The sequence below is a fragment of the Streptomyces atratus genome (assembly GCF_040655115.1).
GTDB classification, from domain to species: domain Bacteria; phylum Actinomycetota; class Actinomycetes; order Streptomycetales; family Streptomycetaceae; genus Streptomyces; species Streptomyces atratus_D.
In genome coordinates, this window is record NZ_JBFAJH010000044.1 from 21,972 (window position 1) to 44,575 (window position 22,604).

General features: G+C 68.6%; 22 protein-coding genes and 5 pseudogenes. 15 read left to right on the forward strand and 12 right to left on the reverse strand.

Going from position 1 to position 22,604, the window contains the following annotated elements; all coding sequences use genetic code 11:
• Together AB0I23_RS32005 and tatA are read right to left on the reverse strand one after the other, a co-directional pair.
• Complete coding sequence (locus tag AB0I23_RS32005; protein WP_266977885.1) at positions 1-576, reverse strand: TerD family protein; 576 nt, start codon at positions 574-576, stop codon at positions 1-3.
• 143 nt (positions 577-719) lie between these two features.
• The gene (tatA, locus tag AB0I23_RS32010; RefSeq protein WP_359114571.1) at positions 720-884 is read right to left on the reverse strand and encodes a Sec-independent protein translocase subunit TatA; all 165 of its coding nucleotides are present in this window, start codon (positions 882-884) and stop codon (positions 720-722) included.
• Between the two features lie 174 nt (positions 885-1,058).
• On the opposite strand from tatA, the gene AB0I23_RS32015 reads away from it, so the two are divergent.
• Positions 1,059-2,558 carry an LCP family protein gene (locus AB0I23_RS32015; RefSeq protein ID WP_436847032.1) on the forward strand — a complete coding sequence of 500 codons (1,500 nt, stop codon included), beginning with the start codon at positions 1,059-1,061 and terminating at the stop codon, positions 2,556-2,558.
• 215 nt (positions 2,559-2,773) lie between these two features.
• Here AB0I23_RS32015 and AB0I23_RS32020 read toward each other — a convergent pair.
• Together AB0I23_RS32020 and AB0I23_RS32025 are read right to left on the reverse strand one after the other, a co-directional pair.
• A pseudogene (locus AB0I23_RS32020) lies at positions 2,774-3,352 on the reverse strand (cation-transporting P-type ATPase); the annotation flags it as partial.
• The gene (locus tag AB0I23_RS32025; protein WP_359114573.1) at positions 3,336-3,704 is read right to left on the reverse strand and encodes an ArsR/SmtB family transcription factor; all 369 of its coding nucleotides are present in this window, start codon (positions 3,702-3,704) and stop codon (positions 3,336-3,338) included. The pseudogene AB0I23_RS32020 and the gene AB0I23_RS32025, both read right to left, overlap by 17 nt.
• A 332-nt stretch (positions 3,705-4,036) precedes the next feature.
• Here AB0I23_RS32025 and AB0I23_RS32030 point away from each other — a divergent pair, with 332 nt between their 5' ends.
• From AB0I23_RS32030 to AB0I23_RS32050, 5 genes and pseudogenes are all read left to right on the forward strand, one after another.
• Positions 4,037-4,675, forward strand: coding sequence for a GTP-binding protein (locus tag AB0I23_RS32030; protein WP_359114575.1), 639 nt, complete (start codon positions 4,037-4,039; stop codon positions 4,673-4,675).
• A 117-nt stretch (positions 4,676-4,792) separates the two neighbouring features.
• Entirely contained in the window at positions 4,793-5,200 is a 408-nt protein-coding gene (locus AB0I23_RS32035; protein ID WP_359114577.1) for a roadblock/LC7 domain-containing protein, read from the forward strand.
• A 277-nt stretch (positions 5,201-5,477) separates the two neighbouring features.
• The gene (locus AB0I23_RS32040; RefSeq protein ID WP_436847033.1) at positions 5,478-6,413 is read left to right on the forward strand and encodes a DUF6397 family protein; all 936 of its coding nucleotides are present in this window, start codon (positions 5,478-5,480) and stop codon (positions 6,411-6,413) included.
• Positions 6,414-6,449: 36 nt separating this feature from the next.
• Entirely contained in the window at positions 6,450-6,938 is a 489-nt protein-coding gene (locus AB0I23_RS32045) for a GNAT family N-acetyltransferase (protein WP_359114579.1), read from the forward strand.
• Positions 6,939-7,099: 161 nt separating this feature from the next.
• A pseudogene (locus AB0I23_RS32050) lies at positions 7,100-7,296 on the forward strand (LAETG motif-containing sortase-dependent surface protein); the annotation flags it as partial.
• Positions 7,297-7,394: 98 nt separating this feature from the next.
• Here AB0I23_RS32050 and AB0I23_RS32055 read toward each other — a convergent pair.
• Complete coding sequence (locus AB0I23_RS32055; protein ID WP_359114580.1) at positions 7,395-9,599, reverse strand: SpoIIE family protein phosphatase; 2,205 nt, start codon at positions 9,597-9,599, stop codon at positions 7,395-7,397.
• Between the two features lie 252 nt (positions 9,600-9,851).
• Between AB0I23_RS32055 and AB0I23_RS32060 the strand changes: the two genes are divergently transcribed.
• Positions 9,852-10,925: an enoyl-CoA hydratase/isomerase family protein gene (locus AB0I23_RS32060; RefSeq protein ID WP_359114582.1), complete on the forward strand. Its 1,074-nt coding sequence runs from the start codon at positions 9,852-9,854 to the stop codon at positions 10,923-10,925.
• A 262-nt stretch (positions 10,926-11,187) separates the two neighbouring features.
• On the opposite strand, the gene AB0I23_RS32065 is transcribed toward AB0I23_RS32060, so the two are convergent.
• The 3 genes and pseudogenes from AB0I23_RS32065 to AB0I23_RS32080 form a co-directional block, all read right to left on the reverse strand.
• Complete coding sequence (locus AB0I23_RS32065) at positions 11,188-11,415, reverse strand: hypothetical protein (protein WP_359114584.1); 228 nt, start codon at positions 11,413-11,415, stop codon at positions 11,188-11,190.
• A 619-nt stretch (positions 11,416-12,034) separates the two neighbouring features.
• Positions 12,035-12,496, reverse strand: coding sequence for a hypothetical protein (locus tag AB0I23_RS32075; RefSeq protein WP_359114586.1), 462 nt, complete (start codon positions 12,494-12,496; stop codon positions 12,035-12,037).
• 143 nt (positions 12,497-12,639) lie between these two features.
• Positions 12,640-13,258: pseudogene (locus tag AB0I23_RS32080) on the reverse strand (FAD-binding oxidoreductase); the annotation flags it as partial.
• Positions 13,259-13,440: 182 nt separating this feature from the next.
• Between AB0I23_RS32080 and AB0I23_RS32085 the strand changes: the two are divergent.
• Positions 13,441-14,235 (forward strand): pentapeptide repeat-containing protein, encoded by a 795-nt coding sequence (locus AB0I23_RS32085; protein WP_359114627.1) that lies wholly within the window; start codon positions 13,441-13,443, stop codon positions 14,233-14,235.
• A 15-nt stretch (positions 14,236-14,250) separates the two neighbouring features.
• On the opposite strand, the gene AB0I23_RS32090 is transcribed toward AB0I23_RS32085, so the two are convergent.
• Positions 14,251-14,439 (reverse strand): hypothetical protein, encoded by a 189-nt coding sequence (locus AB0I23_RS32090; protein WP_359114588.1) that lies wholly within the window; start codon positions 14,437-14,439, stop codon positions 14,251-14,253.
• A gap of 141 nt (positions 14,440-14,580) precedes the next feature.
• Here AB0I23_RS32090 and AB0I23_RS32095 point away from each other — a divergent pair, with 141 nt between their 5' ends.
• Positions 14,581-15,915, forward strand: coding sequence for a radical SAM protein (locus tag AB0I23_RS32095; protein WP_359114589.1), 1,335 nt, complete (start codon positions 14,581-14,583; stop codon positions 15,913-15,915).
• Between the two features lie 192 nt (positions 15,916-16,107).
• Positions 16,108-16,474, forward strand: a pseudogene (locus tag AB0I23_RS32100) (short-chain dehydrogenase/reductase); the annotation flags it as partial.
• 93 nt (positions 16,475-16,567) lie between these two features.
• On the opposite strand, the gene AB0I23_RS32105 reads toward AB0I23_RS32100, so the two are convergent.
• A complete protein-coding gene (locus AB0I23_RS32105; RefSeq protein WP_359114629.1) occupies positions 16,568-17,263 on the reverse strand; it encodes an NADPH-dependent F420 reductase in 696 nt (231 codons plus the stop codon).
• Between the two features lie 154 nt (positions 17,264-17,417).
• Here AB0I23_RS32105 and AB0I23_RS32110 point away from each other — a divergent pair, with 154 nt between their 5' ends.
• From AB0I23_RS32110 to AB0I23_RS32130, 5 genes and pseudogenes are all read left to right on the forward strand, one after another.
• Complete coding sequence (locus AB0I23_RS32110; protein ID WP_359114591.1) at positions 17,418-17,969, forward strand: glycoside hydrolase family 25 protein; 552 nt, start codon at positions 17,418-17,420, stop codon at positions 17,967-17,969.
• A 21-nt stretch (positions 17,970-17,990) separates the two neighbouring features.
• Positions 17,991-18,469 (forward strand): annotated as a pseudogene (locus tag AB0I23_RS32115) (zinc-binding dehydrogenase); the annotation flags it as partial.
• A 370-nt stretch (positions 18,470-18,839) separates the two neighbouring features.
• Positions 18,840-19,037 (forward strand): hypothetical protein, encoded by a 198-nt coding sequence (locus AB0I23_RS32120; protein ID WP_359114593.1) that lies wholly within the window; start codon positions 18,840-18,842, stop codon positions 19,035-19,037.
• A gap of 91 nt (positions 19,038-19,128) precedes the next feature.
• Positions 19,129-19,395: a hypothetical protein gene (locus AB0I23_RS32125; protein ID WP_359114594.1), complete on the forward strand. Its 267-nt coding sequence runs from the start codon at positions 19,129-19,131 to the stop codon at positions 19,393-19,395.
• Positions 19,396-19,896: 501 nt separating this feature from the next.
• Entirely contained in the window at positions 19,897-20,589 is a 693-nt protein-coding gene (locus tag AB0I23_RS32130; RefSeq protein WP_359114596.1) for a LysR substrate-binding domain-containing protein, read from the forward strand.
• 59 nt (positions 20,590-20,648) lie between these two features.
• Here AB0I23_RS32130 and AB0I23_RS32135 read toward each other — a convergent pair whose 3' ends face one another.
• Positions 20,649-20,837: a ferredoxin gene (locus AB0I23_RS32135; protein WP_359114598.1), complete on the reverse strand. Its 189-nt coding sequence runs from the start codon at positions 20,835-20,837 to the stop codon at positions 20,649-20,651.
• Between the two features lie 31 nt (positions 20,838-20,868).
• The gene (locus tag AB0I23_RS32140; RefSeq protein WP_359114600.1) at positions 20,869-22,065 is read right to left on the reverse strand and encodes a cytochrome P450; all 1,197 of its coding nucleotides are present in this window, start codon (positions 22,063-22,065) and stop codon (positions 20,869-20,871) included.
• Positions 22,066-22,604 lie beyond the last annotated feature (539 nt).

Consider the following 22,604-nt stretch of genomic DNA (forward strand, 5'->3'; position numbering starts at 1 on the left):
TCAGACGTTGACGCCGTAGTCGGACGCGATACCGGCCAGCCCCGACGCATACCCCTGTCCCACCGCGCGGAACTTCCACTCCGTGCCGTGCCGGTACAACTCGCCGAAGACCATGGCTGTCTCCGTGGAGGCGTCCTCGCTCAGGTCGTAGCGGGCCAGTTCCACGCCGTTCGCCCGGTTCACCACGCGGATGAACGCGTTGCGGACCTGGCCGAAGCTCTGCCCACGGCTCTGCGCCTCATGGATGGAGACCGGAAAGACGATCTTTGCCACGTCCAGCGGTACACCGGCCAGGTCCACGTTGATGGACTCGTCGTCGCCCTCGCCCTCGCCGGTCAGGTTGTCACCGGTGTGCTGCACCGAACCGTCCGGGCTGGTGAGGTTGTTGTAGAAGACGAAGTGCAGGTCCGAGAGGACCTTCCCGGCGTCGGAGCACAGCAGCGCACTGGCATCCAGGTCGTGATCGGCACCCGTCGTCGTCCGTACGTCCCAGCCCAGGCCGACCGTCACTGCGGTCAACCCCGGTGCCTCCTTCGACAGGGAGACGTTTCCGCCCTTGGCCAGGGTCACACCCATGAACTTCCTCCATTGGTCCAGTGATCCATCGATCAGCGCTTCTTCGGCCGTCACTGCGTGAACGGCGGTTCCCCACCCAAGGTTCCCTGATTGCGCAAGTCGTGAAATGGCGAGCGCCGTACCGTGGTGTGCCGCCCCCCGGCTCACTGTGGGTCGGTCTCCTTCATCGCCTTCGCCTCACTCTTCAGGATCCGCATCGATTTGCCCAGGGCGCGGGCGGCGTCCGGCAGTTTCTTCGATCCGAACGGCACGATCAGTACAACCGCGACAATCAACAGGTGCCAGGGCTCAAGGCCGTTGCGCAGCATCTGGGTTCCGCCCTTCTTCGCGGTCTTCCGGAATTGGTGGATCCGGCCGATTGCGGGTAGGTCTGGTGATCCATTCGCGTATCGATACTTGCTACATTGCGCAACTGTACAACCGTGGGGTGGGGTCGGACGTCTTCCTCCATGGAAGCCGGAACCGGACGGACGAGGTGACCAATGGCAGGCAGTCGCAAGGTTCCGACAGGCGGGGGACGGGGCAGCGGGCTCCGGCGCACCGCCATGACGGCGCTGTCGTTTCTCGTCCTGCTGGTCGCCGGGGCCGGTTGGACCTACCTCAAACTGACCGGCCAGATCGACACCTTCGGCGCGGACGGGATCTCGGGTGACCGGCCACCCGCCTCGTCGAACGGGCAGAACGTCCTCGTCATCGGATCGGACACACGCTCCGGCGCCAACGGGAAGCTGGGCGGCGGCAAGGGCACCGTGGGGCGCTCCGACACCGCGTTCCTGCTCCATGTGTACGCCGATCGGCGGCACGCCGTCGCCGTGTCCATTCCCCGTGACTCCCTGGTCGACATCCCGGCGTGCAGGACACCCGGCGGCGAGTGGACCGCACCGCAGCACCACGTCATGTTCAACGGGGCGTTCTCGGTGGGGGAGACCGCCGAGGGAAACCCGGCCTGTACCCAGAACACGGTGGAACTCCTCACCGGCCTGCGCGTCGACCACACCGTCGTGGTGGACTTCTCCGGCTTCTCCGCACTGACCTCCGCCGTCGGCGGAGTCCCGGTCTGTCTGCCGCAGGACATCTACCAGCAGGACCTCAGCCCGAACCGGCCCACACGCGGCGCACTGGTCTTCGCCAAGGGGTCGCAGACCGTCTCCGGGCAGCGGGCCCTCGACTACGTGCGGATCCGGCACGGCATCGGCGACGGCTCCGACATCGGACGGATCAAAAGACAGCAGGCCTTCATCGGCTCTCTCATCAAGAAGGTCAAGTCCCAGGGGCTGAACCCGACCACCCTGTTGCCGCTCGCCCACGCGGCGACCGACTCGATGACCGTGGACCCCGGACTCGGATCGGCCGACCGGCTGCTGAAGTTCGCCATGTCGATGAAGAACATCGATCTGCGCAACACCCGGTTCGTCACCGTCCCGTGGCGTTACGAGGGCGCGCGCGTCGCGATCGTCGAACCTGACGCCCGGGCACTCTGGGCGGCGCTCAAGGCCGACCGGACGATCGACGGCCGTGACGCCAGCGGTCAGGGCAAGGGCGGCCGCAGCGCCACGAGGCCGGACGACGCGTCACCATCGCCCTCCGCCCCCGCCCCCGTCTCCGGTACGGGAATCAGCCTCGCCGTCTACAACGGCACCACGGTCGACGGACTTGCGGCCCGCGCCGCGGAACTCCTGCGTGCCCACGACTTCACCGTCACCGGCACAGCCACCGCGAGCAATCAGGACCAGATCTCGACCGTCATTCAGTACGGGCCGGGACTGGAGGGCGAGGCGGAGACCACGGCGCGCCTCTTCGACGGGGCGCGGACCACTGCGTCCGGCACCGCGGGCATCCAGGTGATCCTCGGGACCTCGTACGCGGAGAATTCGTCGCGCTCGGCCGAGGCCACGCCGGCACCCAGCGCAGTTCCCTCCACCGTCGGCGACGGGGCGCGGTCGGCCGACGAAGACCTCTGCAAGGACCTCTCGTACGGCTGACAGTGAGCGATCAGGCTCCCGTCCGGAGCTGCACGTGCGACAGGGGCATCAGCATCTCCAGGTGCGCTGGTAGCGGTTACGGGCCGTCCTCAGCCCATAGGCGTACAGCGCGAGCACCGCGGCGAGCAACAGGTAATAGAGCGGGGGCAGCGCGCTCATCCCCAGCAGTGGCCCGAGCGGAGTGAGCGGCAGCAGGACGCCGACCAGTGCAAGACCGGGCCGAGCCTGATCACATCGCCCGGCACCAGCTCCGCGACCGGCAGCTCCCGAGCCGACGGCGCCGCCTCAGGACCGGTGCGACGCAGTACGGTCGCGGTCGTCGCCACCATCTCCCGCAGCGCCGCCATCGCCCGGTCGGCCCGGTGTTCCTCCGTGGAGCGCAGCAGACAGCTGACCACCACGAGCACCAGAGTCACGGATGCGGTGCCCCATGCGGTCACCGCGGCGGAGACCAGCCCCAGACAGAGGAGAACCGAGGTGAACGGGTCCCGAAGGCTGCGGACGAAGCGTTGCGGCCAGGAGACCGGTCGCCAGGCCGGAAGGGTGTTCTCGCCGAGCCGTCCGAGCCGTTCCTCCGCCTGCGTTTCCAGGAGCCCGCGCGGTCCGCTGTCCAGAGCACGCAGCACCTGCAACGACGTCAGCGCGACCCCCTCCGGCCCTGTGACCGTCGCGTCGGTGAAGGTGATCCGGCCGGCCGCCGCGCTCGCTGTCGGTACGACGGCGGAAGGGGGAGAGGCGTTGAGATCGCTGCGGCCGGGCCCTGCGGCGGCGCTGCTCTCAGGCACCGAGGTCACGGAGGCGTGCCGGCCGCGCAGCAGGGGCGTGACCGGCCCGTGCGGCGAGCTGGCCGACCATCAGCCGTACCACAGTCACCACGTCGGGGTCGTCGACCAGATACACCTGGCGGCGGCCTTCGCGCCGCGAGCGTACGAGACCAGCGAGCTTCAGCTTTGTCAGGTGCTGGCTGACCGAGGGCAGCGTGCCGCCCACCCGCTCCGCCAGACCGGTCACATCGCTCTCGCCCTGGGACAGCGCCCATACGATGTGCAGGCGCGCGGGCGTCGCCAGCAGACCGAAGGCGGCGGCTGCCTCCGCCAGCACCTCTGCGGGCGGATCCATGAAGCCGCCGCCGGCACCTGTCGACACTCTTGCTCTCCTGTCCACCCGGACCGTTTCCCGCGCCCCGAAGCGACAGTGTAGGCGGCGGTCGTGGTGGCCCCCAGGATCGAGGCCCCGACCCTCTGGATCGGTTCCGGCTCGAACTCGGTTCGAATTCGGCTCGAATAGTGACCTCATGCGGACATCGAACGATCCCCGTTCGGCCACTAAGGTCAAAAACCGATCACACGGCTCGGGACGGACGGCCGCTTGTCATGCTGTCCACCGTACTGCTGCCCACAGATACCGAACCGGGCCCGTCAAGATGGCTCTGAACTGCGCCTTTACGTCTTGAGGCTCACGGGTGAGAGAAGTGATCGATGCCTTCCGAGCACGCCGACAGAAGGGGCGGGGAGACCGTCGAGGGATCGGCCGGAGAGGCCGTGGAGACCGACGCGCTCGCACTGAAGATATTGGTCGCCGGCGGATTCGGGGTCGGCAAGACGACTCTGGTCGGCGCGGTGAGCGAGATCCGGCCGCTGCGGACGGAGGAACTCCTCAGCGAGGCGGGACAGTCGGTCGACGACACCGGCGGAGTCGATCAGAAGACCACCACGACCGTTGCCATGGACTTCGGACGTATCACCATCCGGTCCGGCCTCTCGCTGTATCTGTTCGGCACACCGGGGCAGGACCGCTTCTGGTTTCTCTGGGACGAGCTCTCACAGGGGGCACTCGGAGCGGTTGTCCTCGCGGACACCCGGCGGCTGGAGGACTGCTTCCCCGCCGTCGACTACTTCGAACACCGCCGGATCCCCTTCGTCGTCGCCGTCAACTGTTTCGCGGGCGCCCGCGCCTACGGTGAGCGTGAGGTGTCCCGCGCCCTTGATCTGGACGTGGGCACACCCGTCGTGCTGTGCGATGCGCGCGACCGCGACTCCGGCAAGGAAGTTCTCATCCGCATGGTGGAGTACGCGGGCCGCATGCATACGGCCCGGCTTCTCGACTCGGTGGGCTGACCCGTCCACGAACGACGGCCGCGAGACGGACGGGCAGTTGCCCCGACGTGCGCTGTGCGCAAGGCTTACGTGCGATGTGGGGCACGGGGAACGTATGAACGGGGAGGAGCGGGGAAAATGGCGCTGGGCAGGGGACTTGACTGGCTCCTCGACGATCTCACCGGCCGGGTCGAGCACATACGGCACGCGCTGGTGTTGTCGAACGACGGCCTGGTGACGGGGGCGAGCACGGACCTGGCACGTGAGGACGCTGAGCATCTCGCCGCGGTCTCGTCGGGGCTGCACAGCCTCGCGCGAGGCTCGGGACGGCACTTCCGGGCAGGAAAGGCCAGGCAGACGATGGTGGAGTTCGACGAGGCGCTTCTCTTCGTGACAGCCGCCGGAGACGGCAGTTGCCTCTGCGTGCTGGCCGCGGCCGAGGCCGACGTCGGTCAGGTCGCATACGAGATGACGCTGCTCGTGAACAGAGTCGGTGAACACCTGGGGGTCACCGCGCGCCAGGGCGGCAGCGGGCAGGTCAACTGAATCTGACGGAATCCCTCTCGACTGCACCTTTCGCCCGGTTGTGGGAGTTGTCCACAGGCCGGGCGAAAGGCTTTCTCCCCGGTTACGGTGATCACAGAGAGTTGTCGCACTTTCACGGGGGAGGATGGCCATGGTCATGGCGGAAACGACGCGTGCCGCAGCATCGCGCGCAGGAACACGGCGTTCGCAGAACGGCCCGACGGTAATCGGTCCGACGGAAATTGACCTGACGAAGGCCGATCCGCCGAATGCCGACCGGACGGAAGTCGGCGCGACGGTGGCTGCAGGGAGGGCGGCGCAGGAGCTGAACCTGAAACGCGGGGAATTCGAGCTCGCCGTGCACCTGGGCATCGTGCGGATGGCGGCGGACGAGGCCGGTGGCAGGCCCAGGGTGAGTCGCGAGGAGGTCGACCGGCTGCGGTCGGGGAACGGGCTCCCGGACGCGCTGCGAGAACGGGTGCGGACGGTGGGGACGGCGGAGGGCGCACGGCTGCTCGGCATCAGCCCGGTCCGCTTCACCAGGCTGGCCAGGGCCGGATGCATCACGCCTGTCACGTTCTACCTCAACCGGTACCGGGCGATTGTCTGGCTCTATCTCGCCCCGGACCTCCTCGAGTTCGCGGCCGGGGCTCCGCAGTTGCTGACCGGGAACAGCCCGGAGTGGATGCGGACAAGTCTGGGCGCAGGAATCGACTGGCGGACGCGCAACTGGCGCTCGCACCGGATCGAGCGCCTGCTGAGTCGCACGGAGGATCCCTGGGCGCGGGCCGCGGTGCTTGCCTGCGCGCTGGATCCGGTGCAGCTTGCCGAGGTGGTGGACGATCCGTACGAGCGTGCGTACCTCAGGAAGATCCTGCCCGGTCCGGTCTTCGGGTCACCCGGATCCGTCGCCGCTCGCGACACCATGGCGCACCTGATGCGCGCCGACGACCCGGACGAGATCCTCTGGCGCCGGGTCAACCTCGTCCTGGAGCTGGACAGCGCGCGCGAGGCGCGCCCGGCACCCCACCCGGGGGACGACCGGCGACCCGATCCGGACTGCTCGGTCCGGACCGCGGCCCATGTCTCTGCTCCCGCCCCTCATTCTGCGCGTGATTCCGGTCCTGTCCGGAACGCCGGACTGTTCGCCCGACTCGGCTTGCGGAGGCGCGAAACCGTGTGCGAGGGAGGGGCGGAGGGAGAAGAGGACGTGGCTGCGAGGCCCGGCGGATAACGGCTCGCGAAGAGACGCTATCGGCATCCTGTCCCCATGCTGATCAGGGAGACCGTTACCGAGGACTGGCCCGCCATCTGGCCGTTCTTCCACGATATCGTTGCCGCGGGGGAGACGTTCACCTACCCCGTCCAGTTGGGCGAGGAGGACGGACGCGCCTGGTGGCTGCTGAAGGAGCCGAACCGTACCGTTGTCGCGGTGGCTGACGACGGGACGGTGCTCGGTACGGCGAAGATGAACAACAACCACATGGGTAATGGCGCACACATCGCCAGCGCCAGTTACATGGTCGACCCCAAGCACTCCGGGCGAGGAGTGGGCCGCGCGCTGTGCGAATACACCCTGGAGTGGGCTCGCGCAGCGGGGTTTCGCGCCATGCAGTTCAACGCCGTGGTGGAGACGAACACCTACGCGGTACGGCTCTATCGTTCGCTCGGCTTCGAGATTCTGGGCACGCTGCCCGAGGGATTCAACCATCCGAGGAAGGGTTTCGTCGGGCTGCACATCATGTACCGCCCACTCTGACTGACTGACTGACTGACTGACTGACTGACTGACGGCCGGTCGATATGGTCCGGCAGCGGATCGTGGGCTCCTCGGCCGGCTTCGACTCGACGCCGTCGGCGTGGGCGTCGGGGTGTTGTCCAATGCGGCCGGATGGACGTGGCATGACGTATGCGCCCGCGCCGAGCGCCACACCGAGCCAGAGCCCCTCCGAGACCGCGCCCGCCGCGGCCTCGCCGAGCCCCAGCTCGCCCGATCCGGCCGAGACGGGTTCGCCGTCCGCTACGCCCATCATCGGTGGTGCGGTGTCGCCGTGCTGCCGACCGGTGGCGGCATCATGTGGTCCGTGCGCAAGCGTCGCACGGCCCAGCTGACGTAGCTCGGTCGTCTGGTTCGGGCGCAGGACTGCACAGGGACCGCCGGACGAGGGGCGTGCCACATCACACCATGCGTGACGGCGCGCCCCTCACTGCTTCCTCAACGTCGTTCCTCCGTCGGCTCGGACGGATCACGGGTCTCCGAAGCCTCTGCGGACTCATGGGGCTGCGTGGCCGTCGCCGTGGCTGCGGCCAGGGGCCCGGAGGTGGGCGGTGTGGCAGGTCCGATCTCGCACCACACGGCCTTCCCCTCGCCGTGCGGCTCGATGCCCCAGCAGATGGCGACGGCGTCGAGGAGCAGCAGACCGCGTCCCGATGTCGCTGTCTCGCCGGGATTCCGGCGCCTCGGCCACGCACTGGAGCGGTCCTGCACCGAAAGCCGCACCCGGCGGACAGGCTCCGGAAGGACCTCCAGCGTGAGCACTGCCCCGCCTTCGGTGTGCAGAAGCACATTCACCAGCAGCTCACCGGTGACCAGTTCGGCATCGTCAGCGAGTTCGGCCATGTTCCAGTCCTGCAGGGCCTGACGCACGATGGACCTGGCATCGGAGAGCCCCTCGGGGTCCGCCTGATGGATGTACTGGTGCAAGCGTGGCGCCCGTGGCGAACCCGGGCCGGGACTGCGCCGGAGGACCAGCAGCGCCACATCGTCTCCCGCGCCCCAGCGCTCCCGGAGCCGGTTCGACAGATGGTCGGCCAGTGCCTGCGCGCTCGCGGGCCCTGTGCTCACCTCGTGGATCAGCGCCTCCACACCCGAATCGATATCGGCGCCCGGTTCTTCCACCAGCCCATCGGTATACAGGACAAGGGTTTCGCCGGGCACCAGGTCGAGACGCGTCTCCGGGTACTCCTCGTCCCCGAAGTCGGTGGAGATCCCCAGCGGCAGACCGCCCCGTGTCTGCGGATAGCTGACCCGGCCGTCCATGTGCCGGATCAGCGGACCGAAGTGCCCGGCGCGCACCGCGCGTACGGTTCCTGAAGGGAGGTCGACCTGGGCGTACGTACAGGTGGCGAAGCGGTCCGTGTCCAGTTCGGCGAGAAAGCGAGAGGCCCGGGCCAGCACCGTCGCCGGCGGGTGCCCCTCGCCGGCGTACGCACGCAGGGCGATGCGCAGCTGGCCCATGATGGCGGCCGCATGGGTGTCATGTCCTTCCACATCGCCCACGACGACGCCGAAGCGGTTCTTGGGCAGGGCGATCACGTCGTACCAGTCGCCGCCGACCTGCCGCCCGCTCCACGCCGCGTGGTAGCGCACGGCGATCTCGCCGCCCTCGATCTCCTGGATCCGCCGGGGAAGCATCGCCGACTGCAGCCCGGTGGCGAACTCGCGTTCCTCGTCGAAGAGGGTCGCCCGTTGCAATGACTGGGCCACGATCGCCGCGAGCCCCAGACACAGGTTGCGCTCGTCGGCGTTGAACGCTGTGCGCTCGCAGTAGAAGAGCGCGAGAGCGCCCAGTGAGCGCGCCTGCGCGACGAGCGGAAGATAGGCGGCGGCGCGGAACTTCAGCTGGTCCGTGTACGGTTCCAGCGCCGGATACCGTCGCAGGAGGCCGGCGATCGAGCTCACGAACCGGGGCCGACCGCTGAGGACGGTATCGGCCAGCGGGAACTGCGGATCGAGTTTCCCGGACCCGAGCTCGATGATGTTTTCCGGTGCGACCCCGCTCACTGCGATGACATTGAGGGAGGTGTCCTCCACCAGGCCGAGGGCGAGCCCGTCCGCGCCGAGCATGGCCAGACCGCTCGGACCGGTGAGCGTGGCGGTCACGTCGCTCACGGTCACCGCACGCGACATCGCGCTTGTTGTGCGTTCAACGATGCTGGTCTGTCGTTGGCGGCGCTTCTCCAGGTCCAGCACGAATGCCGAATGGGTGACCTCCGCCGTCGCATCCCGCACGACCCCGATGACCCGGTGCGCCCGCCCGTCGGCGCTGCGCAGGATCCGCGCCTGGACATGTGTCCACTGGTGGGTGCCGTTCTTGCGCGGCACCTGGAAATGGACGCTGTACGAACTGTGGCCACCCGTGATGGCCTCGTCGATCGCGAGTTCCAGCCGGTCCCGTTCCGCCGGTTCGAGCAGCCCGACGAGGACTCCCGGGTCAGGGGTGAACTCCTCCTGGTCCACTCCGAAGACGAGCAGGCCTGCCGCGTCGATGTCCAGCGTCCGTGCATCGAGATCCCACTCGAAGCTGCCCGTGCGATTCAGGGCAAGCCGCTCCTCCGTCCCGGTCTCGCCGCTGTACGGCCGGTCGATCTGCAGGCGGGGCGTATCGTCGGAGTCTGGTTCCCGGTCGTGGTCGGTCATTCCTGCTCCGGAGATCGTCCGGCGGGATTGGCGGACTGTGCGGCCTGTGCGTCTTGTGCGTGTCTCAATTGTCGAACCCGTTCCGGATGGCTGCCACAGCGGACCGGTGCTTCAACGGCCCGCCGAGCGCGTCCCTGCGGGTCTTCGGCACCCCTGCTGCCCCGACCTGCGGACCGTCACCCCAGAATGAGCAACGGAAGATCGTCCGTGACCGGCGGGCGGTACACCCCAGGGGCTGACCGGAGCGCACTGATGAACTACGAAGACCCCGTCCTGCTGCACACCGAGGGCCGCACTCGTCACATCACACTCAACCGCCCAAGGGCCCTCAACGCGCTGACCCACACCATGGTGCTCCGCGTCGACGAAGCCCTCACCGCGGCAGAACACGACGACGCGGTCACCGCGGTGCTGATCAGCGGGGCGGGGGAGCGCGGCCTCTGCGCAGGCGGCGACATCCGCGCCATATATGAGGACGCCCGCGCGGGCGGCTCCGCATCGCTGGACTTCTGGCGCGACGAGTACCGGCTCAACGCCCGTATCGCACGCTTTCCCAAGCCGTACGTCGCGCTCATGGACGGCATCGTGATGGGTGGCGGGGTGGGCATCTCGGCCCACGGCAGCATCCGCGTGGTCACGGAACGCTCCCGCGTCGCGATGCCGGAGACCGGGATCGGCTTCGTACCGGATGTGGGCGGCACCCATCTCCTCGCCTCCGCACCCGGTGAGCTCGGCACCCACCTGGCGCTCACCGGGGATGCGGTCGGAGCGGCCGACGCCCTGCTGTGCGGGCTCGCCGACCACTTCGTACCGTCACGACACCTCGCGGAGCTGACCCGGGATCTGGCCGGGGCCGCCACGTCGGCCGACGTGACGGAGGCCGTGCAGAAGTACGTCACCGGGGCGCCCGTCGCCGAACTGGCCGCGCATCGCGACTGGATCGACGCCTGTTACGCCGCGGACTCGGTCGAGGAGATCGTCGACCGGCTCCAGAACTGGGGCGCACCCGCCGCGAAGGAGACCGCCGAGACGATCCTGGCCAAGTCGCCCACCGCGCTCAAGGCGACCCTTGCCTCGGTGCGCAGCGCCCGGCTCCTCAACAGCTTGGAGGAGGTGCTCGACCAGGAGTTCCGCGTCTCCTCCACCGCCTTCACGCGGCCCGATCTGGTGGAAGGTGTGCGCGCCCAGATCATCGACAAGGACCGCAACCCGCAGTGGAGCCCGGTCCGGCTGGATCAGGTCACGACGGCGGACGTGGCGGCGTTCTTCGCCCCCTTGGGCGGCCGCGAACTCGGGCTCGCCCGCGACGCCTCTGCCGCTGGCTGAGGCACGCGGCGGCCTGGCGTGAGTACACCTTCGCGCCCCGAACCGGGCGGGCGAGTGCGAGCGTCCGTGGAGCTGCGGTCACGGCAGCCGCCGTAGGGGTGGTGGGACCGCCGAGTCACCGGCATTCCGCCGCGCGGCCCCTGCCTGCCCACGCGCACCGAACGAGGCGGCCGGTTACTTCCCCACGTGAACGAACCGGCCGCTGCTTCGGACACCGCAGTCCGGACCTCCATGCTGCGCGGGATGCAATGTTCCGTGCCGCTCAGCGACCGCTGCCGGACATGCTTGGCTGCAGGGTTCGCACCAGGTCGAAGAACCTGGCCTCATTGCCGCAGAGCCCTGCACGCTGCAGCGCGCCGTCGACCTCCGCCATCGGGGAGGCGAGCAGGGGCAGGTACAACGGCGCCTCGTCCGGGTCCGCGAGGGCGGCCCGAGCGGCCTCCAGCAGCCGGACGTACGCCTGGGCCGCGGCGAGTTCGTCATTGCGCATCTCAGCATCTCCTGATCAGAGGTGTCGGACCATCAAGCATCTCTCATGGGTCTGACAACGTCGTTCAGGAATCCGTGACGGGGAGGTCCAGGGCTGTTCCGTGGAGACGGGACACGCAGATCCGGATCAGCAGGCGCTGGTCCTCTGTGGCGACGCGGGGAACCCCCCTCCCCGCGTCGCAGCACGGTGATCGCGACGGCGAACGCGACGACGAGGAATCCCGTGCCCTCGGTGAAGGTCAAGTGGTAGCCGCTCGTCAGTGCCTCGGCCCGGCCCTCTCCGTTCGCGAGCAGTTCGTCGGTACGGGAGGCCGTCAGTGTGGACAGCAGGGCGACGCCCACCGCCGTACCGATCTGCTGGGTGGTGCAGAACAGCCCGGACGCGAGCCCGGCGTCATCGGCCTTCGCGTCGGACGTGCCGCGCTGCTCACCGAGGCCGCCGGCTCCCTGCCTTCGGCCACGCTGGTGGACGTCGGCCGCATGACAGGTTGTGCAATGGGCCGACGCCCGGGAGGAGGTTCGGGCGTCAAGGAGCTGGTACTGGCGTCAAGGAGCCGGTACAGACCTTGTGTTGCGGAGTTCCCCACTCTTGCGCGTTCACGTCCTGAACGCGTGGCGTTTCAGGGCTCGACCTCCAGGAATCGTCGACGCCGCGGCCCGCGGTACAGCAGCGCCGTCCAGCCCAGGCGCCTCAGCGCGGCCGCGCACCGGGACAGTTCCGCCTCCTCCTCGTGCGCTGCCCCGCTGCCGGGCGGACCGAGCCACTCCACCCGCACGGTGCCGGGCGTCCCGCCCTCCTGCACGCGGTATCCGGACGCGACCCGCTGCCCGGACGCATCAACGGCCGATGCGGGTACACCGGCCGCCTCCAGCGCCAGCGCGACAGCCCGCACCGTCCGGTGGAGCTCCCACTGCGCCGGAACGCCCTCCGGGTCCGACCGCCCGGTGTTGGTCAGCCGCCGGATCTGCAGCAGCCCCTCCCACGCCGTCCGCACCGACGCGGCACGCTTCTCCGCCGACATCGGGGCCAAAAGGCCGTCCCCGGTGTCCGGTTCGAAACCGGTGTCGTCCTCGCTGCTCATCCGCGTCCCCTTTGCCCGTACCGCACTCCTGTCAGTGTGCGTCGCCCCACTGACAACGGCCCCGGACGACCTGCCCGACCGGCGACGACACCCAGGAGCTACGCCGAAGCGCCTGGCCCGGCGGCGAGAACCTTTCCAGGATTCAGGTCGTAACCCGCGACTCCCTTCGCGCGGTGCGCCGCCCCAGCGACGCGTCCTCGCCGAGCCCGTTGACCGCTTCCAGGCCGAGCGCATAGTCGCGGGTCACGCCGTACGTGACGCAGCACATTCCTCCGGCGTTCGTCGCGACATTTCCGCCGATCGTCGACCAGGGCGAGCTCGCCCGGTCCGGCGGTACCAGAGCCGTGCTCCGCGCAGGCCGCCAGCCGGTCGTCATCGACCGCACCGGGCTGGGCGACGGCCAGTCGTTCCGGCACGTCGATGTGGACGATCCGGTTCATGTCCTCGAAGGACAGGAGGATCGAGCCGTCGACAGCGTTCGCGCCACCGGACAGGCCGTGCCCGCTCCTCGCGGCACCAGTGGAATGCGGTGCGCAAGACAGTGACGCACCACATCCCGTACCTCGCGGGCGGTCTGTGCCCGCACCACCGTCGAAGACGTTCCGTACGGAGCCCCACTCGGGCTCGTCGTGCTGGTACCGGACGAGCCCGGCCGGGATCGGTGAGCACCCGCTGCGCCGGGATGCTGTCGACTGGTGTGTTCGCCCCGTCGGTGGCCACTTCCCAGAACGATTCAGGACCTCGTCGTCGCGCGCACGGCATCCGGCCCGGACCGGAGGGCCGGTGGCCTCCGCACATCGGGGTACCGGCCTCGATAGGCTCGACCTTCCACGCACTACGTACACCAGAGGATCCGACGCACTGTGTCCGACAATGCCCAAGGCCCCGGAACCGACCGCGCCCACCGCACCGAGCGCCGCGTCGACGATACGGAGCACGCCGCCCTGCGCGCCGACTGCGCGAACTGCTTCGGACTGTGCTGCGTCGCGTTGACCCTGACCCGGTCGGCGGACTTCGCGGTCGACAAGGATGCCGGCCAGCCCTGCCACAACCTGCAGGACGACTTCCGCTGCGGCATTCACACCGAGCTGCGGACCCAGGGCTTCCCCGGTTGCACGGTGTACGACTGCTTCGGTGCCGGCCAGAAGGTCTCCCAGGAGACCTTCGACGGACAGGACTGGCGGCGGGCCCCGCAGACCGCCCAGCAGATGTTCCAGGTGTTCCCGGTCATGCGCCAGCTCCACGAACTCCTCTGGTACCTCACCGAAGCGCTGACGCTGCAGCCGGCCCGCCCCCTCCATGGCGAGATACGCCGCACCCTCGAGAAGACCGAACGCCTCACCCGTCTCGCCCCCGACGCGTTCGCGGACGTGGACGTCGCCGGTCACCGGGACGACGTGGCCGCGCTGCTGCTCCGTACCAGCGAACTCGCACGCGCCACCGTCCCCCGCAAGAAGAAGCGCAACCATCGCGGCGCCGACCTCATCGGCGCCCGGCTCAAGGGCGCCGACCTGCGCGGGGCCGACCTGCGCGGTGCGTACCTCATCGCCGCCGATCTCGCCGGCGCCGACCTGCGCCTGGCGGATGTGATCGGAGTCGATTTCAGGGATGCCGAACTGTCCGGCGCCGACCTCACCGGGAGCCTGTTCCTGACGCAGGCGCAGCTGAACGCGGCGCGGGGCAGCGCGGCCACGAAGCTCCCGCCGTCGCTCAGCCGCCCCACGCACTGGAGCACGTAACCGCCTGCCGAACGGTCAGCTCGCTTCCAGAACTTCCTTCGACCGCCGCGGAGTGGTATGGACGTTGCCGCTCTGGAAGTCGGCGAAACCATCGGTGGTGCCACGGTTCTCCGGGCTCCGGCGTCCCCTTGCGGTGGGGCTGCTGAGCTGCACGCACACGACCGAGGGAGCGGCGGCGATCACGACGCTGTCCGAGACGTACATGTCCGGGGCTATGGATCCTGTTTGCGGACGACGACGCGAAGGGATACGGACGGGCGTCGCGAACGGATCACGTCCGTGGTTCGTTGCACAGTGTGGCGTACCCGGAAGAACATCCGACGACCGGACCGAGGAGCCCCGTACATGCCCAGCCGCACCGACACGAGCCGCACGCACCTGATCGAGCGACTCATGGCACAGTTCCCGCATGTGCCGCGCGAAGCAGTCATCAAGGAGGACCTGCTGCGCGGCGGCGTGGCGTTCGACGAGTCCGCGCTCAGTGACAACGAGGACGGCGACGTCAAGCCGAAGTCGTACTTCATCTTCTCCTTCGACCACGGCACCCTGCCGGAGCTGGGAGCGGCCGCACTGCGACGCCCACCGGAGGAGATCGTGCTCACCGGAGGCCCGTACGAGCTGCGACGCACGGTTGTTTCGGTACGGGTGAACCCGGCGTCGCCGTACCGCGTCGCGGCCGACGACGACGGCGTCCTGGGGCTCTACCTGGACGGCAGGCGGATCTCGGACGTGGGCCTCCCGCCCATGCCGGACTACTACCGGCACACGCTCGCCAACGGCAAGTCGGTGATGGAGGTCGCGCCCACCATTCAGTGGGGCTACCTCGTCTATCTGACGGTCTTCCGCGTCTGCCAGTACTTCGGTGTGAAGGAGGAGTGCCAGTACTGCGACATCAACCACAACTGGCGCCAGCACAAAGCGGCGGGACGCCCCTACACCGGGGTCAAGCCGGTCGAGGAAGTGCTGGAAGCACTCGCCATCATCGACCGGTACGACACCGCGAAGGCCTCCACCGCGTACACCCTTACCGGCGGCGCCATCACCTCCCACATCGGCGGGCGCGACGAAGCCGACTTCTACGGGCAGTACGCCAAGGCCATCGAGGACGCCTTCCCCGGCCGCTGGATCGGCAAGGTTGTTGCGCAGGCCCTGCCGAAAGCGGATGTCCAGCGCTTCCACGACTACGGCGTCCAGATCTACCACCCCAACTACGAAGTGTGGGACCGCCGGCTGTTCGAGCTGTACTGCCCCGGCAAGGAGCGCTACGTGGGCCGGGACGAGTGGCACCGCCGGATCCTGGACTCCGCCGAGGTCTTCGGCGCCCGCAACGTCATCCCCAACTTCGTGGCGGGCGTGGAGATGGCCGAGCCGTTCGGCTTCACGACGATCGACGAGGCCATTCACTCGACCACCGAAGGCCTGCGGTTCTTCATGTCGCACGGCATCACCCCGCGCTTCACCACGTGGTGCCCGGAGCCCACCACGCCGCTGGGAAAGACCAACCCGGACGGCGCGCCTCTGGAGTACCACATCCGGCTGCTCGAGGCGTACCGCTCGACGATGGAGGAGTACGGGCTCAGTTCACCGCCCGGTTACGGCCCGCCCGGACCCGGTCGCGCCGTGTTCTCCGTCAGCTCGTTCATGGACAGCCTTCCGGCCGCACCGGACAGCACACGGTAGTCCCTCGTCGGACAACGCCGGTGCGTCGCAAATGAGTTCACGTACGACAGCCAGACGAAGGCGACATCGGCAAGTCCGTCGCGCAGCGCAGCGGCCTCCTGGCCCCGGTCGTACCGCTTCGGTGCCACCCGTACGCCCGGGTGGCGACGTGCGAACTCCGCCCTGGCCCGGGTGGTCAGCTCGCCCGCCCCGCTCGCAGCCGAGGTGGCCCCGCACGGGATCAAGGTCCTGATCGTCGAACCCGGATCGTCGAACCCGGATCGTTCCGGACCGGGTTCGCGGGGGGAGGCACACTGCGCCGGACCGCGGCCATCTCCGCGTACGAGGAGACGGTCGGCCCGGTCCGTATCGACCTTCCCGGCTCGGACGGCAAGCAGGAGGGCGACCCCGACAAGGCCGCCGCGCCGATCCTGACCGCGCTGGCCGCCGAGAAGACGCCGCTGCGGCTGCCGCTCGGCAACGACGCGACCGACGCGGTCTTCGCCGCCCCCTCGACGCGGCCCGCGCCGAGACAGCGGCCTGGGAGAAGGTCAGCCGCAGCACGGGCTTCGACAGCTGAGCGCGAGCCACGGGACCGCCGAGGGGCGGGGCCGGGCGGAATTCCGTCCCGGATCCGCCCCGTCGCCGATGGACGCAGTGGCGCGCCGGTCTGTCAGGCGCGCCACTGCGCCGTACGCTCCGGGGACGCCTCGGCCAGCGCCTTCGCGATGGTCTCGGCGTCGCCCTGGTTGCCGTAGACGGGCGTGCCCGGCTGCTGGCGCCAGGACTCGTCCAGGCCGCCCGCGTCCACCGTGTCGAAGCCCAGTTCGTCGATGAGGTCGCACACGGTCTGCTTGGCGGCCGCGTCGTCACCGGCGACCGGCAGGGCCTGACGGCCGGGGCTGCCCTTCGGGAGCGGCTTGGAGAGGATGTCCTCCGCGTACGTCCCGTTGAACGCCTTGATCACCGGGTGGCCGATCTGCTCCTCGGTCCACCTGCTCTCCGGCAGGCCGTCCTCGATGGCGGCGATACGGCCGTCGCGCTCCTTCGGGTAGTAGTTGCCGGTGTCGATGACGACGACACCCTCCGCCGCCCCGTCGAGGAACCCGGCGGGCAGACCGGGAACGGCCTTGACCGGGATGGTGACGACGACCACGCGCGCTCCCCTTGCCGCCTCCGCGACGGTCACCGCGGTGGCCCCGGTCTCCTCGACGAGCGCCGTGAGAGTCTGCGGGCCACGGGAATTGGCAACGGATACCTCATGGCCGAGCGCGGTGAGACGCCGGGTCAGGTTGCCGCCGATATTGCCCGCTCCGATGATGCCGATCTTCATGGATCCGACCTTTCGATGGTGCCTGCGAAGTGCAATGCGGTCCTGTCGTTACACCAACTCGTCGATACAGGGGCCTATTCCGGGTGGCCGGAAGAACGTTCCCCCTGGGGCGGGACGGATGGGGACCGGCGGCTGCGGGCACGTACAGAAAGAGAAACGGAACCACAAAGCCCACTTGAAGGCGGTGCCCATGCTGCATGGCGTCGATGTCAGCTCGTATCAGTCGTCCTTCGACACGGACGGACTGGACTTCGTTTTCATCAAGGCCACCGAGGGCCGTTCGTATGTCAATCCGCACCTGTCCGCACAGGTCAAGCGGGCCAGGGACGCAGAATGCGTGGTCGGCTTCTATCACTTCCTGTGGCCGGGCAACCTCACGGCGCAGGCGGAGTACTTCGTGAGCAAGGCCCCGGAGAAGGCCGGCGATCTGCTCGCAGTGGACTGGGAAGTGACCGGTGACGGAACGCGGGCGAGCAACGAGGAGAAGGACCGTTTCATCCGCGAGGTCAAGCGCCTGAGGCCGAACCACCGGGTTCTGCTCTACTGCAACCGGCACTTCTGGCTGAACTACGACACCACGTCCTACGTCGGTGACGGTCTGTGGATCGCCGACTATGTGACCGCCGGCCATCCCCGCATCAAGGCGACCTGGCGCATCCATCAGTACGCCGACCACCCGCTCGACAAGGATGTGGCCGCCTTCTCCACACGCAGCGCCATGCGCACCTGGGCGCAACCGTAGCCTCTGCCTCCTTACATGGCGGGCCACGCCCTGCAGTACGCGCGGATCTTCGGGGCGGAGACCATCGCCGTCGACGTCACCGACGAGAAGTTGGCGTCTCGCCCGGGAACTGGGCGCCGACCATGTGATCGACGCCCGGGTTCAAGCCGTTGCCGAGGCGACGCAGCAGCTCGGCGGCGCCGACGCGGCCATCTCCGTCGCGGTGAGCGACGAATCGTTCCGTGCTGCCTACGGCGCGCTGCGCCGCGGCGGCACGCTCGTCCTTGTGGCACGTCCGGCTGAAGGCACGTTGGAACCACCTGTGTTCGACACGGTGCTGAACGGTACGAAGGTCGTCGGCTCGATCGTCGGAACCCGCGAGGACCTTGCCGAGGTCTTCCGGCTGCACCTGCTGGCGCACCCGCGTCGTCCGGGAGGCCCGCCGTCCGGAGGACATCAACTCCTCGATCGGCGACGTGCTGAAGGGCAAGGTGTCGGGACGCCTGGTCTTCGACCTGCGCCGACGGGAAACCGTTGGGGGCACACCTGGTCGCCCGGGTGCGCCCCCGATCAGTGCCATCCGATCAGTACGACTGAGACTCGATGAGATGCCCTTCTGATCGCGCGCATGGGCGGTGTGGAGCATTGACCCCCAGTCCGGCCGGTCGCAGGAACCGGCGACCGGTGAGGCGCCGTGTTCCAGGCAGAGCGCGAGTCCGGCGTCGACATCGGTGACCCGGTAGACGAACATTGAGCTGTCCTGCGCGGGCGGTGCCGTGACGGGCAGGTCCCCGGTCCCGGCAACCGCCGCCATGTGTCGACTTCGACCCGCATGTGCAAAGGGAGTCGGCGTCCAGACTTGCGATCGACCGCAGCGACATCGTGAAGGTCGTGGACGATCTCGCGGCCGCCGGCCTGGTGGACCGCACCCGCGACGCCGGCGACCGGCGCCGCGTCGCCATCACACCGACAACGGCGGGCCGAGCCACGCTCGCGAAGCTCCAGTCGGACACCCGCACCGTGCAGGGCGACCTGCTGGCGCCGCTGACTAGACTGAAGACGAACACACCCAGCTGGACGGCCTGTTGAGGCGCGTCCACGTACACATCGGCCATGACACGGACCGACAACGGCCAAGTCGCTGACCGAATCCGGGCATCCGGTACGGCAGACTTATACGGTGACCACAGCAGCTCAACCGCCCCGCGACCGTGCGCTCGGGCGCGGCATCACCACCCTCATCCCGCAGGCTGCGAGCGTGACCCCGGCAGAACAGGCGGCCGCGGTACTGGCAGGAATGCGAAGCGTTCCGGTGCGCATCGGGGTCCTCCAGGCGGCCGTTGTGCTCCTGGAGGAGCGTGTGCGTACGACAGAGGACGACACGGAGCGTCGGGCGGCGGCCACGACCGTGGCCATGCTCCGCGGCGCGATCGGCCAGGCGGACTGAACGGCGACGGCGCCGCCGCCCGGTGCAGATCGGTCCCGGGCAAAGGCGTCGACCGGCCTGCTCTCCGCGATGCAAGGGACCTCGGTCCGACCGAGAGTCAGGCCCAGGCGCGTCTGACCGCGGAGAGGACGGCAACCGCCCTGCAGCCCCGACCTGTCCGGGCTCCAATGGTGAGGATCGCTTGCGCCGGCTGGGCCGATCGAACCGGACCGATGATCTGTCTCGGACGTGCTGTCCGGCGGGGGAGCCCGGCGGTGCGTCTGCGGCTGAATCTGTCAGGGTGGACGGTGCGGCTGCCGCTCTTCGGCCTGGGGGTCGCGGACACTCCGTACCCGTTCCTGCTGTTCCTGTCGCAGGCCGAGACGGAAAGTGTGCTCGGCGGCCTTCTGGCTGATGCAGGCACGCAGGCCGAGCTAGGCGCCGAGCTGCTGGAACTGTCCCGTGAAGGAACGGGCGCGACCTGCCGGTTGAGGACGCGCGAGAGTGTGGAGGAGAAGGTGATTGCGCTCTGGGGTGCCGTACTCGCCGCGCCGCTCGGCGGCTACGTCCACGTGTTCCGGCACGCGCACCCTCGTCTCCGTACGTGCCGCGCGCAGTCGGGGCTCCCAGGCCCCGGTCTGGCGAGAGGCCTTCGTCGCGTCATGCGTGACGTTCGGCTTCACCCCGGAGGTTCGGCCGCGGGCGGCCGTACCACTCACCGCGCTCGGTCTTGTCACATCGGGGCTGGAGGCGGCGCCGCTCCAGCGGAGCGAGTTCCGTGGCAGGATTGCCGGCGTCGTGGCGCGTGACCTGCCCTGGTTCGCGGCATCGGTTCAGCTGTGGGCCGCCTGGCACCGGGGCGAACCGAGACCGATGGTGGCGGACTTCCGTCAGACGGTCCTGGGGGAGTACGACGCCGAACAGATGCCGTCGGCGCTGTCCAGGCTGGACCGCAGGGAATGCGGCAGCGAGCTGTGGGCCGACACATTCCTCTACACGCGCGCTGCCGTCGTTGCCGCCGGACGCGAGGAGTTCGAGGGCGTACTGGGAGAAGATGCACGGTTCACCCCCTGCGTCACTGATCTGGTCCGGTCGGAGGGACTGCTCTCTGTACCGGACCTGGCGTACCGGCATATCACCGGTGAGGAATGGGATCGCAGCACTCGCTACTCCTATGAGTCCTGTTCCAATGTCGCCGGGTGGGCGCTCGGCTGACCGGACATCACCGCCGAGCGGATGGCGGCCGATGGCCGTGCCGCCCTGGTCCATTCGGGCTAAGTGATCGTGATCGCTTGCACGGGGCAGGCACGGGCAGCCTCCCCGACCAGCGGGCCGTCGGCGGTGTCCTCGTATTCCGGCAGGAGTTTGCTGAAACCGTCGTCGTCCTGGGTGAAGATCTTCGGCGCGGCAAGTACGCACTGTCCGGCGCCGATGCACACATCCATATCGATGCTGATCCGCATCACAACAGGGTCCTTTCTGTTCGGACTTCGGTCACCAGGCCACGGGGAGTTCCACCATGCCCTGGATGGTGTCACCCGGTTTGAACGGGATATCGCCGGCGGGTACCGCGAGCCGCAATCCCGGCAGACGGTCGAAGAGAGAGCGCAGCGCGATCTCCATTTCGGCCCGCGCCAGATTCTGGCCGAGGCACTGATGGATCCCGAAGCCGAAGGCGACGTGGTTGTGCGAATTCCGGCCGAGGTCCAGTTCGTTCGGCGAGGGATATGCGGCCTCGTCCCGGTTGATCACGGAGGTGGACAGGATGACGGCGTCCCCGGTCCGGATTGTCACCCCGCCCACGTCGATGTCCTGCGTAGCCACCCGTGACATTCCGTCGGCGATGGAGAGAAAGCGGAGCAGTTCCTCGACGGCAGAAGGCATCAGGTCCGCGGAGGCGCGCACCCGGGCCAACTGGGTTGGGTGCTGCAGGAGGGTGAAGGTACCGAGCGAGATCATGTTCGCGGTCGTCTCGTGACCGGCCACGAGCAGGATTTCTGCCAGTCGGACCAGTTCGTCGTGGTTGACGGCCCCGGTGTCGAGTTGCTGAGTGATGAGCTCGTCGAGCAAACCTTCGCCAGGGGCGGACCGTTTGCGTTGGATCAGGGCTCGGAAGTAGTCGTCGAGTGCGGCCCGCGCGGCCTCGACATCGTCGGCTGCAGGACCGCGCAGCAGCCTGCGTGACTGCGACTCGAAGAACTCGTGGTCGGCGTAGGGAACTCCGAGCAGCGCACAAATGACCATGGACGGAACGGGCAGCGCGAAGGCACTGACCAGATCGGTCGGCGGGCCCTGCTCGATGATCGCGTCCAGCAGCCTGTCCACCGTTTCCTGGATCTGCGGTCGCAGGGCCGCTGTCCGCTTGACCGTGAAGCTCGGAATCAGCATCCGGCGTTGAACGTTGTGCTCGGGGTCGTCGAGACCGAGCAGTTCGACGCGTCGCGAAGCGGTCCCTGCGAACCGCTCGGTGAATACGGGAAACGCAGGGTTCTCCCGGTCGGCCGACAGTCGGGGGTCGACCAGCAGCGCACGCGCCTCCGCATGCCCGGTCACGAGCCATGCAGTGCGGCCGTCGAAGAGCCGGGCAGGCGATACCGGCTGCAGTCCCCGGTGCGCAGGCCGGTACCCCGTCGGCGGGTGGTAGGGGCAGGTTCGGTCCTGCGGAAAGGAAATGGTCTCAATTTCTGCCATGGCGGACCTCGCAAACAGGATGGGGGAGTCCTACCGACCTCTCCCCACTGGATTCCTCAGGCACCAAATGGTCTGGTTAATGTTCAGCCAGCTCGCCGTCGACCGTTGTTTTCCGGCGGCTGCCTTGGCCGGGCATTCCGAGCCACCGAGGTGACGTGCCCGGATACCCGTATGCAGTTGGGCACGCGCCACGTACGGAGCGCGTGTCTGTGGATCCCTGAATCAGGCGTGCACCGTGAATGCGGCGATGAGATCGGGCTTGTTCCGCAGGTGCGGTTCTGACTCACGTACGTCATACACGGTGCGGTGGCCGATTTCGGTTGCCACGCCGACGTTCATGGGAAGGGAGGGTGTCTGACTGTCCGCCGGATGGCAGGAGAGGGCGTCGGCCCCTCAGGGCTGTTGCAAAGTCAGGGTGATTACGGATCGCTGCTGGCAGCCGATGCGTAGGAGGTCCAGCGGCCCGGTGAAGGGCTGGTAGGACATGTCGCGGACCGCGGCGGCGATGGGTCGTAAGGGGTCAACAGGGCGGCGAAGCC

Bases quoted from the DNA above. Each gene is read 5' to 3' on its own strand.
- AB0I23_RS32140 (WP_359114600.1), bottom strand. From the start codon at position 22,065: ATGGCAGAAATTGAGACCATTTCCTTTCCGCAGGACCGAACCTGCCCC.
- AB0I23_RS32065 (WP_359114584.1), bottom strand. From the start codon at position 11,415: ATGCGCAATGACGAACTCGCCGCGGCCCAGGCGTACGTCCGGCTGCTG.
- AB0I23_RS32110 (WP_359114591.1), top strand. From the start codon at position 17,418: ATGCTGCATGGCGTCGATGTCAGCTCGTATCAGTCGTCCTTCGACACG.
- AB0I23_RS32005 (WP_266977885.1), bottom strand. From the start codon at position 576: ATGGGTGTGACCCTGGCCAAGGGCGGAAACGTCTCCCTGTCGAAGGAG.
- AB0I23_RS32045 (WP_359114579.1), top strand. From the start codon at position 6,450: ATGCTGATCAGGGAGACCGTTACCGAGGACTGGCCCGCCATCTGGCCG.
- AB0I23_RS32060 (WP_359114582.1), top strand. From the start codon at position 9,852: ATGAACTACGAAGACCCCGTCCTGCTGCACACCGAGGGCCGCACTCGT.
- AB0I23_RS32015 (WP_436847032.1), top strand. From the start codon at position 1,059: ATGGCAGGCAGTCGCAAGGTTCCGACAGGCGGGGGACGGGGCAGCGGG.
- AB0I23_RS32055 (WP_359114580.1), bottom strand. From the start codon at position 9,599: ATGACCGACCACGACCGGGAACCAGACTCCGACGATACGCCCCGCCTG.
- AB0I23_RS32030 (WP_359114575.1), top strand. From the start codon at position 4,037: ATGCCTTCCGAGCACGCCGACAGAAGGGGCGGGGAGACCGTCGAGGGA.
- AB0I23_RS32035 (WP_359114577.1), top strand. From the start codon at position 4,793: ATGGCGCTGGGCAGGGGACTTGACTGGCTCCTCGACGATCTCACCGGC.
- AB0I23_RS32095 (WP_359114589.1), top strand. From the start codon at position 14,581: ATGCCCAGCCGCACCGACACGAGCCGCACGCACCTGATCGAGCGACTC.
- AB0I23_RS32090 (WP_359114588.1), bottom strand. From the start codon at position 14,439: ATGTACGTCTCGGACAGCGTCGTGATCGCCGCCGCTCCCTCGGTCGTG.
- tatA (WP_359114571.1), bottom strand. From the start codon at position 884: ATGCTGCGCAACGGCCTTGAGCCCTGGCACCTGTTGATTGTCGCGGTT.
- AB0I23_RS32135 (WP_359114598.1), bottom strand. From the start codon at position 20,837: ATGCGGATCAGCATCGATATGGATGTGTGCATCGGCGCCGGACAGTGC.
- AB0I23_RS32075 (WP_359114586.1), bottom strand. From the start codon at position 12,496: ATGAGCAGCGAGGACGACACCGGTTTCGAACCGGACACCGGGGACGGC.